Here is a 13,956-nt window from a genome sequence, read left to right as displayed (position 1 = left end):
CCCATGCCCCTGTGGCCCGTCTACACCGGCACCAACGAGCCGCACGACGGCATCACCGAGCTGCCGCCGCCCCCGCCCTGGCGGGCCTTCGACGGCGGACCGGTCCTAGACCTGCCGGACCCGGGCGAGGACACCGCGGCCGCCTCCCCGGACCGCACCCATCGCGCCGAGACCTACCGGGCCACCGAGCAGACCGTCCAGCTCGTCAACGCGGCCCTGTATCTGCGCCGCCCGCTGCTGGTCACCGGACCGCCCGGCACGGGCAAGTCCTCCCTGGTCTACGCGGTCGCCCGCGAGCTGCGCCTGGGCCCGGTGCTGCGCTGGAACATCACCAGCCGCAGCACCCTGCACGACGCCCTCTACCAGTACGACCCGCTCTCCCGCCTGTACGCGGCCCGGGGCAGCACGACCTCGGAGACGGGCATCGAGGACCATCTGCGCCTGGGCCCCCTGGGCACCGCACTCCTGCCCTACGCCCGCCCCCGCGCCCTGCTCATCGACGAGATCGACAAGAGCGACCTGGACCTGCCCAACGACCTGCTGAACGTGTTGGAGGAGGGCCAGTACGAGATCCCCGAACTGGTCCGCACCGCCCGCCGCACCCCCGAGGCGGAGGTGATGGTCGACGGCACCGACGAGCGGGTGACCGTGCGCCGCGGCCGGGTCCGCTGCAAGGCGTTCCCCTTCGTCGTGCTCACCAGCAACGGCGAGCGCGAGTTCCCGCCCGCCTTCCTGCGCCGCTGCGTCACCCTGCGCCTGCGCCAGCCCGACGACGGCCGGCTCGCCGACATCGTCCGCGCCCACTTCGACGAGGAGCCCGACGCGGACGCGCAGCGGCTGATCGACCGGTTCCTGGCCCGGGTGGGCGGCGGCGACCTGGCCACCGACCAGCTTCTCAACGCGATCTATCTGGCCCGGTCCTCCGACCTGCCCGCCGAGAACCTCGACGAGCTGGCGGAGCAGCTCATGCCCTATCTCGGCGAGACCTCGCAGAGCGATGCCTTCTGAACCCTCCGGCGCCCCGGAGCCCCTCGCCCGCCTGGCCGACGTACTGGCCCAGGCGGCCGACGGCACCCGCCCGACCCCGCTCGAACTCGCCGAACTCCTCTGGCTGGCCGGCCACCTGGAGCCCGCCGCCGAGCCTGCCGCACCCCCGGCGCCACAGCCTCCCGCACCGGAACCCCACCCGGCAGAAACGCCCGAACCCGCACCCACGCCACGCCCGCCCCACCACGACCCGGCCCTCGCCCGGCCCTCGCGACCCCACCGCGTCCCCCTGCACCTCCCCGGCCCCGGACCTGCGACGAAACCGCACACCACCCTGCTGGCCCCCGCACCGCCGATGCTGCGCCACCCCCTGGCCCTGCAGCGCTCCCTGCGCCCGCTCAAGCGCCGTATCGACGCTCCCGTACACCTCGAACTGGACGAGCAGGCCACCGCCGACCGCATCGCCCGCCTGGGCGCGGGCCCCGAGTGGTGGCTGCCGGTCCTGCGCCCCGCCCAGGAGCGCTGGCTGCGTCTGAACCTCGTCCACGACGACGGGCCGACGATGCCGGTCTGGCGCCCCCTGATCCACGAACTGCACACCGCGCTGGCCCAGTCGGGCATCTTCCGCACGGTCGCCCTCCACCGCGCCGGCCCCGACGGCACGATCCGCCGACCCGGCGACCACACCCCCGCCGACGGCCGCACGGTCACCCTCCTGGTCAGCGACTGCATGGGCCCGCAATGGCGGGAGGGCCCCGCGGGCAGCCGCTGGTACGGCATGCTGCGCCGCTGGGCCCGGCGGATGCCACTGGCCGTGGTGCAGCCGCTGCCGGAGCACCTCTGGCCGGACACCGCCCTGCCGACGACTCCCGGCCGGCTGTCCGCGCCGCACCCGGCGGCCCCCACCGCCGCGCTCACTTTCACACCGTACGACCCGACGGTCCGCCACGAGGGCAACGGCGCCATCGCCCTCCCGGTGCTGGAACCGGGGCCGCAGTGGCTGGCGCACTGGGCGGCGCTGATCGCCACGCCGGGAGGCACGGAGCATCCCGGCTCGGCGGCCCTCCTCACCGGTCCCCTCCCTGCCGACGCCGACGACCGCACGGATCTCGCCCGCCTCTCCCCCGAGGACCTGGTCCTCCGGTTCCGGGCCACGGCCTCCGCGGAGGCCTTCCGGCTGGCCGGTCACCTCGCCCTCGGCCGCCCCGACCTGCCCGTCATGCGGCTGGTCCACGCGGCGCTCGAACCCCGGCCGCGCCCCCAGCACCTCGCCGAGGTGATCCTGAGCGGCATGCTCACGACGGTCCCGGGCCCGCCCGGTTCGTACGCCTTCCGCCCCGGTGTGCGCGACCTGCTGCTGCGCGGCCTGCCCCGCACGGCACGCGGGCGGACCACGGAACTGCTTGCCCGGGTGGGCGGGTTGATCGACGAGCGGGCCGGGGCGGCACCCGGGGAGTTCCGGGCCACGACGCCCGCGACGGGCGGGACACCGACGGCCGTGGACGGCGAGGCGTTCGCGACCATACGGCCGGAGAGTGCGCGGCAGCTGAGCGGGGCGGGCGGCCTGACGCCGGCCTCGGTTCCGGGGCGCCTGGGCACCCGCTACCGGGTGGTTCGGCGGCTCGGGCCGACCAGGTCCCTGTGGCAGGCGCAGGACACCGAGGAGAACCGCACGGTGGTGCTGCGCCTGCACGAACCGGTCACGGATCCCGCCCGTCGCGGGGCGTTCCTGCGGGACGCACGGCTGCTGCGGGAACTGAACCAGCGCAACGTGGTCACCGTCCACGACTTCGGCATTGAGGACGACGTTCCGTACGTCGTCATGGAGCACTTGGACGGCCTTGCTCTGAACAGCCTTGCGGCACCGAGTGGTTACCGTCTGCCGGCGCCGCTGACCGTGTCACTGGGGTGGCAACTCGCCCAGGCCGTCGGCGCGCTGCACAAGGCCGGTTTCGCCCACATCGGGCTGGACATGACAAAGGTGCTCCTGCTGCCCGACGGTACGGCCAAGCTCACCTTGCTCCCACCGGAGCGGATGACGGATCAGGACGCATACTCGGCGGACCTCCGGACGCTCGGGCAGTTGCTGTTCCATCTGGCGTCGGGCCACCCGGGCGGGGACGGCACGCCGGTCTCGCCCGATCGCCTCACGGGCCTACCGGTCCCGCTGCGCGCGCATTTCGCGGCGGCGCTCGACGCGCTCCTCGGCGGCGATCTCGACGACCAGCGGGGCGGCCTCGGCCGGCTCCAACACCCGACGCTCCTGTCTCCCCTGGCGACGGCGCACGCTCCCCTCCGCTACGCCCTCCTCGGCCCACCCGCCGTCCACCGGAGCGAAGGCCGCCCCCTCGCCCTCGGTTCCCCCCAGGAACAGGCGATGCTGTGCATGCTCCTCCTCCACCACGGCCGTAAGGTGACCCGCGCCGAGCTCACCGAAGGCATCTGGGGGCGCAAGCCTCCCGCACGCGCCGACGCCCTCCTGGGCACCTACGCCTCCAGACTCCGCAACGCCCTGGGCCCCGGCGTCCTGGCCACCCTGTCCGACGGGTACGCCGTGCACACCAGCGCCGACATCGTGGACGTGATCCACTGCCAGCAACTGGTGGTCGACGCGGACAGGGAACGTACGGCAGGTCGCGTCGAACTCGCCCACAGGTGGGTGAACGAAGCCCTGGGCCTGTGGCACGGCGACACCGCCCTGGACGGTGTTCCCGGCCCCGCCGCGGCCGCCGCCCGCACCCGGCTGCTCCGACTCCGTCTCGACCTGTACCGCACCCGGGCCGAACTCGACCTGGACCAGGGCGAGTTCGAGACGGCCGCGACCGGTCTCGAACACCTGGTCGGCGAGTACCCGTCCCGCGAGGACTTCCGCCGTCTGTACCTGATCGCCCTGAAGCGCCAGGGCCGGATCGCCGAGGCCCTGGAGGTCTACGAGGAGTACCGGCTCTCCGGCGGCACAAACCCCGAACTGCGCCTGCTGGGGCGGGAACTGCGCGAGGAGCTCGGCGAGACCGCCGACGAGGAGCCGGAGCCGGAGTACGAGCCGGGCCCGGACCAGAACACCAGCTTCGGCCTGTTCGCTCCGGACGAGACACCGGAGGGCAGCTTCCGGCCGGAGGAACTGCCTTCGCTGCTGTACCCGGACGAGGAGCCCGCCGAGGCCCCGCCCGGGTATGCGGCCGTCGCCTTCTACGACCTCGCCGACGACCCCGAGGACCAGGACTCCCTCCCGGCGCTGGGCCGCTGGGTGCTGCGGCTGATCACGGAGAGCGGACTGGAGGAGAGCTCCTACGAGTTGCGCGGGCGCGAGAAGGGCTACGCCGTGTCCATGGACTCCGGTACAGCGCGGCCCCTTCTCAGCGCCACCTTGAGCCGGTCGGAGGGCCGGCTGACCGAACCGGCCGGCACCCGGCCGGCCATCAGCTTCCACGCCGTGGCGGACGAAGAGCCCGACTGGGCGGCGGCCCGGCGGCTCCTGGACACGTCCGGCGCGCCCGGCGTCATCGCCGTGTCACCCGTCCTGCGAACCGAGCTGGGCGTGACCTCCGGGTCGGCGGCCGGCTGGCAGCCCCTCCCCCACCTGCCGAGCGGGTCCCCCGACAGCGCCCCTCCTCCTCTCGCGCTGGGCCCGTATCCCCTGCCCGTCGGGCAGCCCCTCCCCGAACCCCGCGGCAGAACGCGGAACGTCGTCTACGTCCTCCCCGGCGGCGAGCTGAGCCTCACACGCGCCCCGTACGCCGAGAGCTACTACGAGGTCGACCTCACCGTCCGGCATGCCGCCCGCGAGGTCGTCCTGCCGAGTTCCGGGGGCGGCACGTTCATCGCGTCCGTCGAACTGTCCTGGCACGTCGACGATCCGGTGGAACACGTCCGCGGCGAACCGGCGAACGTTGCCGAACGCCTCCTGAACCACCTCATCGGGGAGGCGCGTCGAATCACCCGCCGCCATCCGTCCACGCGCGGCGGGGCTGCCCAGAACGCCCTGCGTGACGCACTGCGCCACTGGCCGGTGCCGGGGATATCCGTGGCGTGCTCGATTCGGCTGACGGATCAAGACTGGGCCTAGCGACCCCACAGCGCCGAACATAAACCGCAAAACCCCCATTCGGCTGCGCCCCGACCGGCCCCCCACAAAAGGCGCCACCCGCCTCCGGCACCGCACGATGCCATTGGGACCCGCTGCCCGGCGGCCCCACGGTCTGCGTTTTTCTGGAGGACCCTGCATGACCGCAAGTCTGGAGCAGTTGCGGCGCTGCCATTTCGCCGTCGACCTGGGGGCGGCCCGGACCCGTGTCTACGTCAGGGGCGTCGGCCTCGTCGTCGACCAACCGTCCGTCGCCGCCGTGAACACCCGTAGCGGTGCCCTCATCGCCGTGGGTGACTTCGCCGAGCGGATGAGGGGCCGCACCCCGAGCCACATCCGCGTGGTGCGCCCGGTGTCCGGCGGCACCGTCGTCGACATCGAGATGGCGCAGCGCATGCTCCGGGGCCTGCTCGGCGACAGACTCCGCCGCGCCCTGCGCCGCAAGCCCTTCCTGCGCGCCGCGGCCTGCACCCCGCACGAGGCCGACCCGCTGGCCCGGCGGGCGGCCGTCGAGACGCTGGTCGGGCTCGGCGCACGGCGCGTGGAGCTCGTCGACACGCTCATCGCCGCGGCCGTGGGGTGCGGGCTGCCCGTGCAGCAGCCCGAGGCCACCATGATCATGGCCTGCGGGACGGCGACCACCCAGGTGGCCGTGCTCTCGCTCGGTTCGACCGTGAGCTCCGAACGCATTCCCGTCGGCGGCGACGCCGTGGACCACGCGATCGTGCAACACCTTCGCCACCAGCACGAGTTGATGCTCCCCAGCCAGTCCGTACGCCCTCTGCACCTGGCCCTCTCCGACATAGGGCTCACCGCCCAGGGTCCGAAGTCCACCGTGATCCGGGGGCGGGACGTGGTCACCGGTCTCGTCCGTTCGGTGCAGGTCGACACCGCCACCGTGCGCGAGGCGATCGAGACCCCGCTGACCGCCGTGGTCGACGTCATCGGCCGGGTGCTGCGGGAGTGCCCGCCCGATCTGGTGGCCGACCTCGTCGACCGCGGGATCATGCTGGTGGGCGGCAGCGCGCTGCTGCCGGGGCTGGACGAGATGGTCCGGCAGGCCACCGGCATGCCGGTGCACATCGCCGAACGGCCCGACGTGTGTGCCGTACAGGGCCTGGGCTACATGCTCGAGGGCAGGGTCGAGCCGCTGGTGCTCGGTGCGACCGTCATGTGAGCCCCGGACGGACGCCGAGGAGTAAGGCGCCCGGTCAACGGGCGAACCAGCAGCGCACGGTGGTGCCGTCCGGACCGGTGTACACACGCACCAGGTCCGCGACGAGGTTGACCATGAGGAGCCCACGGCCGCCGCGCTGTTCACGCGGGACCGGTCTGCGGCCGGCCAGCGGGTCGACCAGGTGGCCCTTGTCGCGGACCTCGCACACCACGTACCCGTCCTCGGCCCACACGCCGAGCACACCCGAACCGCCGCCGTGCACCACGCTGTTGGTGACCAGCTCGGCGGTGGCCAGCGCCAGGTCCTCGGCCCGACAGGACGCGAGGCCGAGGCGTACGGCCTCGTCGACGGCGAGGTGGCGGGCCTGGGAGAGGGAGTCCGTGTCGAAGCGGAAGGACAGGGAGGGCGGGACGTCGGGTACGGGCGGCAGCGGTTCGTTGTAGCGGGCCACGACCTCCCCGGGAGCGTAGGCCCGGCTGTCCTCCTGCCGTCCGGAGCCGCCGCGGACGAGGGTGGGGTGGGTGGCGAAGGCGTCCGCGACGACCTGCGGGTCGAGGCGCAGGATGTCGTACGGGCACAGGATGGTCGCACTCCGGCCGCGGAAGGCCGCGTTGATCAGTGCCTCGTGCTGGACGCAGGCGGGGTATTCGGAGGGTGTACGGCCGGCCCAGATCGGTTCGCCGATGATGCTCACGCGGGTGCCGGGCGGCTGGGCGTCGGCGAAGGAGCGCAGCACCGCGGGGATGATCCGGCCGGGGTTGCGCCCGGCCTCCCGCATGTCCAGGAACCGCACGGTGGCGGCGTCCTCGCCGAGCGCGTCCCGGATCAGCCGGAGGCGCTCCCCGGGCACGGCCACGGCGACGGGTTCACCGGCCGCGAGGGCGTCCCGGACGAACGGGACGGTGCCCGCGAGGTACTCGTCCTCGTCGCCGTAGAGGAGCGCGGGGTGCACGAAGGGGGCGAGATCTGTGTCGGCGGGGGTCACTGCCGACCACTCCCGTCGACGTACATGCTCACCACCGCCTCCCCTGCCCCACTGGCTCCCTTGATGCAGCCCGCGTACCCCGAAGGACGGCCGCCATTCCTCCCAGGGCCCCGGGAGTCGTCGGTTGCGGTATCAGTACGGCAGGATCCGCCCCGAGGGCGTCCTGCGGTCGATGGTGGTGTCGCGGGGCGCGGCGGGCCTGCGGTTGACACGGACGCGGGTCTGACGGTTCATGACGCCCTCCTCGGACCGGCTGGCTTACGTGAACCAGCCTGGTCCGCGCGCCACTTCGCCACATCGTGCCCACGGAGACACCTGCCATGCCTCCGAAGCACGACCCGGGGCAGAAACCGCCACTCCCCCGGGATGAGGACGACCCTTAGACACCCATTGGCCCGCTATGTGCGAGCCGGCTTGAACCAGTCCGGATCGGCCCAGCGCTCGCGGCCGGCCAGGTCCGGTCGGTAGCCGGGGTCCCGCTCCCGGCGCAGCCGGACGCTCCAGTGGAGTACCGCCTCGGGAGGTACGGGACGTGCGCGCCGGCCCACGAGGATCCACGCCGGGCCGTTGTGGTGCACGGGGGCGTCGGCGAAGGCCTCGGTCAGCGCGGTCGCCGTACCGTAGGCACCCGGCCGGAAGTCCAGGTCGTCCGAGACACCGTCGGTGATCCACTTGAGGGGGATGGTGGAGAGCAGGGGTGCGTCCGGGGCGTGGTCGAAGGTGCCGCCGACATCGGAGTGCACCCCGGCGAACCACACCTCCTCCGCCGTGCTCATGTCCGTGTCCGGGCCGGGGCTGCGCGGCTTGACGAGGAACTCCCGGTACGGGCGCCGCAGCTCGTCGAGGGACACGGCGTGCCGGATGCGGGCGGCGTTGGGCAGGGAGTGGGTGTACGGCCAGCGCAGATTGCCCAGGCGGAGGAGGCCGGCCGCCTTCACGGTGTCCCAGACGCCCAGGTAGGCCACCGGCAGGGCGTGGTGCGAGACCTGCCGGGGGTCGTTGCTCTTCACCTGCTCCCACAGCGGCTCGCCCTCGGTGCGCAGACAGAAGGCGTGCGAGAAGCGGGCGACCTCCTGCTCGCTCCTGTCGATCCCGACGGACTGATTGAATGCGTACTTCGCCACGGCGTACGGCACCAGGTTCTCCGCCCCGGGCCGCATCAGTCCCGGCTTGTTGAGCATCCCCACCAGCGCACGGGCCGTGTAGGCGCCACGGCTGAACCCGAAGACGTACACCGCGTCCCCCGGCTGCCAGTGCTGCATCAGGTACGTGTACGCCTCGGTGAGGTTGGCCTTCAGTCCCGTTCCGAAGGCGAGACCGCCGAGCCGGGAGAGCCGGCGGCCCACCGGTCCGCGCGCGGTGGCCGACGACATGGTGCCGACCCCTGGGTCGTAGTAGAGCAGCTGCCTCGACGGGTCGCCCGGTTCCAGCATCTCGTAGAACCTGACCACGTTCGTGGGGTTGCGGGCACCCACCTGGTTCCCCGAGCCGTCCAGGCAGACGACGATCCTGCGCGGCATGACCACGGCCCGCCTATCCCGCCCGGCGGGTGCTGCCGCGCGCGCCGCGGGAACGGGGCCGGGCGGCCGCGGTGCGCGCCCCGGGCGTGAGCTGCTGCTGGAACGCCTCGAGCGCCATCGGACTGTCGGCCGGGAGCACGGCCATGACGCGGCGCCGCTGCGCCTTGGCCAGGACGTCCCCGGCGGGTGTGCCGTGCCGGGCGTGGACGATGCGCACACGTCCGTCTCCGGAACCGCGGGGGGCCACGGGGGCGACGCCGGCGTGGGTGCCGTCGGGCAGGGTCACCCACAGGTTGAAGTCGTCGTACCGGATGTAGTCGGCGCCCTTGATCGGCCAGGGGTAGTGGTGCTCCCCGGCAGCCTTGGGCAGGACCCCCTGGTGGTTCCCGCGGGTCAGCGGCACGCACGCGTTGAACAGCGAGTCGGTCCAGGCCGCGACACCCTCGGGATCCGTGATCGGAGTCTGAAGCAGCTTGCGGGCCCGCTTGTAGCCGAGGGCCTCCAGCGCGGGAAGGGTCTCGGGGAACGCGGCGACGAGGTCGGCGGCCTCCTGCCGCAGCCGGTCGACCTTCGCGGGGTCGGCGCAGAACTGCATGCTCCACTCGATGCCGACCCGGGCCCGAAACATCCGCCAGCCGGCGTCCGTCTTCACCCAGAGACTGCCGCCGTGATGCATCTCGTACGGCCCCGGCCCGTACGGCCGCTCGGTCTTCCCCAACTCCTGAAGGATCTTGTTCACTGCCGTCTTCGCGGCGCGGAACTCCGCGGACTCGACGCGCACCTGGTGCTTGACGAGCTGTATCTCCCAGGGATGGTCCTCCCGTTCCGTCTTGCCGAAGGTGAGGGAGGGAGCGGACTTCGTCGCCGTCGCGGATCGGTCGTCGACCATGGCGGCCTCCTTCTGTCGACCTGTCGACACTCCTTTTCTCATCGTCCTCCCAGGGCTCATTTCTCGCTCTGCGTAACACCTGGGCCGTTCAACGATGTGACAGCTGACTGTTCGACGGAGCGCAGGACAGCCGCCCCGTGCTGACCGGAACGCTCGGCTCCCGACGTCCGCGGCGCACACTGGAGCCATGCGCCTACGCACACCCCCGGGCGCCGTCCGGTGGCACCGCGCCGCACGGACGCTCGCCCGCCGCCACCGCCCGGCCCCCGCCCGCCCCTCGCACCGGGTCCAGTTGCTCGCCCTGGTCGCCGTCCTGGACGAGGCGGTGGCCGCCCAGACACCGGCCGACGCGGCGGTGGCCGCCTGCGGCGAACCGGGTCCCGTCTCCCGCCGGACGGCCCGCATGTGCAGCCGCCAGAGCAGCACCCTGCACCGCCTGCGCACCCGGCTGCAGGACCTCGAACTCACCGAGCCGGACCTGCAGCGGGCGCAGGCCCACGCGGCACGGCTGCTCGCCTACGACCTCTGGATGCTGCGCGAGTCCCTCGACCTGGCCTTCACGCTCCGCCCCGGCCCCCGCACCGAGGCCGCCCGGCTGGGCCTCAACGGCCTGGGCCGCCACGCCGACGACCTGCGCCGCCTGCGCGACGGGCTGCGCGCGGAAGCGGGCCGATAACCGCCCTACCCGAGGACGGACGCGGTGGCCGAGGGGGGATCGGTCGGCCGCGGCGAGGTCGCCTCGCCGGAGTCGGCCTGGAGCACGAGAACGACCGCTATGACCGCCATGGTCACGGCCGTCAGCGTGACCAGCCACCACATCCTGATCGGTTTCGCATGCCCGGCCATGGCGCCCTCCTTGGGCGCGAGCGTACGCGCAATGGCACCACCGAGGCCCCCTCTTCACGGCACATCGACGGGTACGACACCGCGCCAACGCCCTGCCCCCTCCCGAGAAGGGATGGCCCCAAGAGATCGTGCGGCGCGCCCAGGACGCCCCCGCCGTCGCTGCGGCGCGCAAGACGTAACACCGCAGGGTGTGCGCCGCCGCGCAGGGGGATCAGTCGGTCAGCCGGTTGATGGCAGCGGCGGCGATGCCGGCCATGTAGCCGGCGTCGTCGCTGGGCTGACCGGTGAGTTCGACGATGCCGACCCGGAGACCGCTGCGGATCACCGCGACACCGCCGGCGACCTTGCCGTCACCACTGTGGGCCGGGTACCAACTGCCCTCGCCGGCCCTGACGGTGATCCCATGCGCCTTGCCGTAGTACCAGTGCCCCGCCGGCTCGTGCTGGCAGTTGCGCACCACCTTGTTGAGCTGCTCCTCGTACGAGGCCGCCGACGGGCCGGTGGAACCGGCGGCGACGGACTCGGTCAGCAAGGTGCCCTTGGTGTCGAAGGACCAGGCCACGTCGGCATAGGCGACACCCTTCCCCTTGGTCAGCGTTCGCATCGTCTCCTCGCCGGAGCACGCGGAGAGAGCCTGCTTCCCGCTCAGGCCCACCGTCGCGCCGACCGGGGACAGGCCCTGCTGGAAGAAGTCCTCGCTCTGCATCAGGGCGGCGGAGCCGAGGGCGGGCTCGGCGGAAGTGGCGGCAGGCGCGGCCGGCGACTGGTTCGGAGTGCTGGCGCCAACGCCCGCGGCAGCGGGATGCGTGCCGATGACGATCGCGATCAGAGCGGCGCCGGCGGAAGCGGCTGCTGCTGCCGTACGACCGCGACGCGAGGACCTCTTGCCGGCTGCGCGGTGGTCGAACATCTGGTTGAACATCTCATCTCCTGTCCGGTGGCGACGCGGTGGGCGTCGTACACCAGGGAGATGCCGCAGGTCCGCGAGATGTTGGATGGCAATCCGCGACGATTCCTGTGATCCAGGTCACCACTCAAACGCTCTCAGAGCCGTGTCACGGCCGCACGGACGATCCGCGTCATCGCAGCCGTGTCCAGGCAGGTGTCGACCTCCAGGACCCCGTAGTGAGAGCCGTTTCGGAGTACGGCGATGCCGCCACACGGCTCCTTGCCCCGTGGGGCGGTCCCCGCGGTGTTCAGGTCACCGTCGTAAGAGCCCATCCAGTTCGCGGCGATCCCCGGAGCGACACCGACCGTGTGCGTCGGCCCGTAGATCCAGTGGCCGGCCGGTTCCGTCTGGCACGGCACTTCCTCCAACAGCAGGCGCTCGGCGTAGTTCTGCGCCAACGTCGGGTTCCCGGCGTCGGCAGCGACCTCGCGTGCCACCTGATCCTTGATGTCAACCGCCAGCGTCGGGTCCTCCGCGTCCGTGTCCTCGGTCGTCACGAACCCACGGAAGTGCGCGCCGGGCCCTCCCAGGGTCTGGCCGAGGGTCTTCTCTCCGGCACAGGCCGCGTTGGCGTACCTGCCGTCCCCGACCCGATCCCGTACATGGACGGGCTTGGGGACCCCGGCCTTCCTGAACGCGTCCGCCGCCAGCAGGCTCCCCTCCGTCACGGGTCCGTCGGCGGGCTTCGCCGCCGGCGAGGGGTGGTCCGGAGCAGAGTGGCCGGGCAGGACGAACCGGCCCGTGAGCAGGCCGAGTCCGACGGCTGCCGTCAGGATGACGGCGATCGAACGGGTTCGCACGGCAGCACCTCCCGGCTCCGGGTCGGCTGAGACGGCTCGACGGTGCGGAGCCGGGACGCCTCAGCAGCCACTGCCGAGACGGTCCCGCATGAAGCGACGAGCCTGGTGGATACGGTCCTTGACGGTACCCAGGGGGGCGTCGGTGATCTCCGCGACCTGCACATAGGTCAGGTCTCCCAGATCGCGGAGCACGAACGATTCCACCAGGGCCGGATGCCGCTCCTCGAGTGCCGCCAGCGAGTCCATCAGGTCCAGGCGGGTCCCCGCGATGACGCTCGTCGTGCGGGGGTCGGCACCTTCGGGAAGGAACTCATGGCTGTCCTCCGCGCGTCGGCGCATCGAGCGGTACGTGGACCTGGCGGCGTTCGAGGCGATCACCGTCACCCACCCGAGGAACGAGCCTCGCCCGCTGTACTCGCGCAGATGGGTGCTGATGGACAGCAGAGCGTCCTGCGTGGCCTCTTCGGCGTCGGCGTGGTGCGGAAGGAACCTGGAGCAGCGGCGCATGACCGTGGGGCGAAGTCTGGCGAGCAGGCGTTCCAGGGACGCCCGGTCACCTGCCTGGGCGGACGCCACGAGCCGTGTCAGCTCATCTTCGTCGATCATCCTGCTCTCCCCCGTTCACGCGCGGCCTCGGAATCCACTGACCTGGACTCCACCTGGCCCCCTCGCAGTTCCCGGCTCCGGCGCCTCCGGCAGAATGTGGCCGCATGCGGAAGCTAGGTCGTTACCTCCTCGAGGACAGACTGGGAGCCGGCTCGTTCGCGACCGTCTGGAGAGCATACGATCCCGAACTCGACACGGATGTCGCGGTCAAGGTGCTGGCCGACAACTGGGCCGCGAACGCCGATGTCCGACAGCGGTTCCTGGCGGAGGCGAGGCTGCTCCGCAGGATCTCCAGCCCACGTGTCGTACGCGTTCACGACGTGGGTGTCCAGGACGATCGCCCCTTCTTCGTCATGGACTACGTCCGAGGCGGCACGCTGGCCGAAAAGGTCGGGCACTGCCGGCCCGCGGAGGCTCTCCATCTGGCTGCCGAGGCCGGGTACGCCGTCCAGGTGCTCCACGACGCGGGCGTCGTCCACCGTGACATCAAGCCGTCCAACCTCCTGCTCGACGTCAGCCGTACGCCCACTGCCGTACTCGTCGCGGATCTCGGCAGCGCGAAGCAACTGGCTGACGCGTCGGGGCTGACCGTGACCACGGGCACTCCCGCGTACATGGCACCCGAACAGGCCCTCCAGACCGGCGGGTTCGACGGCAGAGCCGACGTGTACGCCCTCGGTGTCGTCGCCTACGAACTGCTGACCGGGCGTAAGCCGTTCGGCCCGGGCGGTCGCGCGACCCTTGCCGCGGCGCAGACACCGCCGTCACCGTCGCCGACGCTTCCCGCAGAGCTGGGTACCCCGAAAGCCATCGACACCCTTCTACGCGCCGCCCTGTCCGTGGAACCCGAGAACCGGCCGCGAACCGCTCAGGCGTTCGCGGACGCGTTGTCGTCCCACGGGGAGGAGGAGCAGGTGCCGGCCACGCGCTCAAGGCCGACACCCCTGGTGGTCTGGCTCGCGGCGCTTGTCGTGTTCCTGGTGACAACGGCGCTGACCTGGTCGGTCCGCTGAACCTGGAGGGCAGCCGAGGGCGTCCTACCGGACCTGGCAGGTCAGAGGGGCAGCCGCCGACGCAACGGAGGTCAAATGCGATTCCTCGTGGTTGTCGCTC

At 72.2% G+C, this 13,956-nt stretch carries 12 protein-coding genes; 5 read left to right on the top strand and 7 right to left on the bottom strand.

Annotation, left to right across the window (positions count from 1 at the left end):
* Positions 1-3 precede the first annotated feature (3 nt).
* The 3 genes from AB0N07_RS05455 (at position 4) to AB0N07_RS05445 (ending at position 6,248) form a co-directional block, all read left to right on the top strand.
* Entirely contained in the window at positions 4-1,008 is a 1,005-nt protein-coding gene (locus tag AB0N07_RS05455) for a MoxR family ATPase (RefSeq protein ID WP_365832307.1), read from the top strand.
* Positions 998-5,053 carry an SAV_2336 N-terminal domain-related protein gene (locus AB0N07_RS05450; protein ID WP_365832305.1) on the top strand — a complete coding sequence of 1,352 codons (4,056 nt, stop codon included), beginning with the start codon at positions 998-1,000 and terminating at the stop codon, positions 5,051-5,053. The genes AB0N07_RS05455 and AB0N07_RS05450 overlap by 11 nt, the downstream gene beginning before the upstream one ends.
* Before the next feature lie 157 nt (positions 5,054-5,210).
* Complete coding sequence (locus AB0N07_RS05445; RefSeq protein ID WP_365832303.1) at positions 5,211-6,248, top strand: rod shape-determining protein; 1,038 nt, start codon at positions 5,211-5,213, stop codon at positions 6,246-6,248.
* 34 nt (positions 6,249-6,282) lie between these two features.
* Here the strand turns inward: AB0N07_RS05445 and AB0N07_RS05440 are convergent, their stop codons facing one another.
* The 3 genes from AB0N07_RS05440 to AB0N07_RS05430 all read right to left on the bottom strand — a co-directional run bounded on the left by AB0N07_RS05440 (position 6,283) and on the right by AB0N07_RS05430 (position 9,642).
* Positions 6,283-7,233: an anti-sigma factor RsbA family regulatory protein gene (locus AB0N07_RS05440; RefSeq protein ID WP_365832301.1), complete on the bottom strand. Its 951-nt coding sequence runs from the start codon at positions 7,231-7,233 to the stop codon at positions 6,283-6,285.
* Positions 7,234-7,631: 398 nt separating this feature from the next.
* Positions 7,632-8,753 carry a DUF2235 domain-containing protein gene (locus tag AB0N07_RS05435; RefSeq protein WP_365832299.1) on the bottom strand — a complete coding sequence of 374 codons (1,122 nt, stop codon included), beginning with the start codon at positions 8,751-8,753 and terminating at the stop codon, positions 7,632-7,634.
* A gap of 13 nt (positions 8,754-8,766) precedes the next feature.
* Positions 8,767-9,642 carry a DUF6424 family protein gene (locus tag AB0N07_RS05430; RefSeq protein ID WP_365832297.1) on the bottom strand — a complete coding sequence of 292 codons (876 nt, stop codon included), beginning with the start codon at positions 9,640-9,642 and terminating at the stop codon, positions 8,767-8,769.
* A 187-nt stretch (positions 9,643-9,829) separates the two neighbouring features.
* Between AB0N07_RS05430 and AB0N07_RS05425 the strand changes: the two genes are divergently transcribed.
* The gene (locus tag AB0N07_RS05425) at positions 9,830-10,318 is read left to right on the top strand and encodes a hypothetical protein (RefSeq protein WP_365832295.1); all 489 of its coding nucleotides are present in this window, start codon (positions 9,830-9,832) and stop codon (positions 10,316-10,318) included.
* Positions 10,319-10,323: 5 nt separating this feature from the next.
* Here AB0N07_RS05425 and AB0N07_RS05420 read toward each other — a convergent pair whose 3' ends face one another.
* From AB0N07_RS05420 to AB0N07_RS05405, 4 genes are all read right to left on the bottom strand, one after another.
* A complete protein-coding gene (locus tag AB0N07_RS05420; protein WP_365832293.1) occupies positions 10,324-10,488 on the bottom strand; it encodes a hypothetical protein in 165 nt (54 codons plus the stop codon).
* A 211-nt stretch (positions 10,489-10,699) separates the two neighbouring features.
* The gene (locus tag AB0N07_RS05415; protein WP_365832291.1) at positions 10,700-11,410 is read right to left on the bottom strand and encodes a hypothetical protein; all 711 of its coding nucleotides are present in this window, start codon (positions 11,408-11,410) and stop codon (positions 10,700-10,702) included.
* 122 nt (positions 11,411-11,532) lie between these two features.
* Positions 11,533-12,237, bottom strand: a complete 705-nt coding sequence (locus AB0N07_RS05410) for a hypothetical protein (protein ID WP_365832289.1) — start codon at positions 12,235-12,237, stop codon at positions 11,533-11,535.
* A gap of 60 nt (positions 12,238-12,297) precedes the next feature.
* Positions 12,298-12,843, bottom strand: a complete 546-nt coding sequence (locus AB0N07_RS05405; protein ID WP_365832287.1) for an RNA polymerase sigma factor — start codon at positions 12,841-12,843, stop codon at positions 12,298-12,300.
* Positions 12,844-12,947: 104 nt separating this feature from the next.
* Here AB0N07_RS05405 and AB0N07_RS05400 point away from each other — a divergent pair, with 104 nt between their 5' ends.
* Positions 12,948-13,856 (top strand): serine/threonine-protein kinase, encoded by a 909-nt coding sequence (locus AB0N07_RS05400; RefSeq protein WP_365832285.1) that lies wholly within the window; start codon positions 12,948-12,950, stop codon positions 13,854-13,856.
* The last annotated feature ends 100 nt before the right edge of the window (positions 13,857-13,956 follow it).

Source organism: Streptomyces sp. NPDC051172, from assembly GCF_040682555.1.
Taxonomy (GTDB): domain Bacteria; phylum Actinomycetota; class Actinomycetes; order Streptomycetales; family Streptomycetaceae; genus Streptomyces.
The sequence above is the reverse complement of the archived record's forward strand: the minus strand, read 5'-3'. Positions and strand labels throughout refer to the sequence as shown.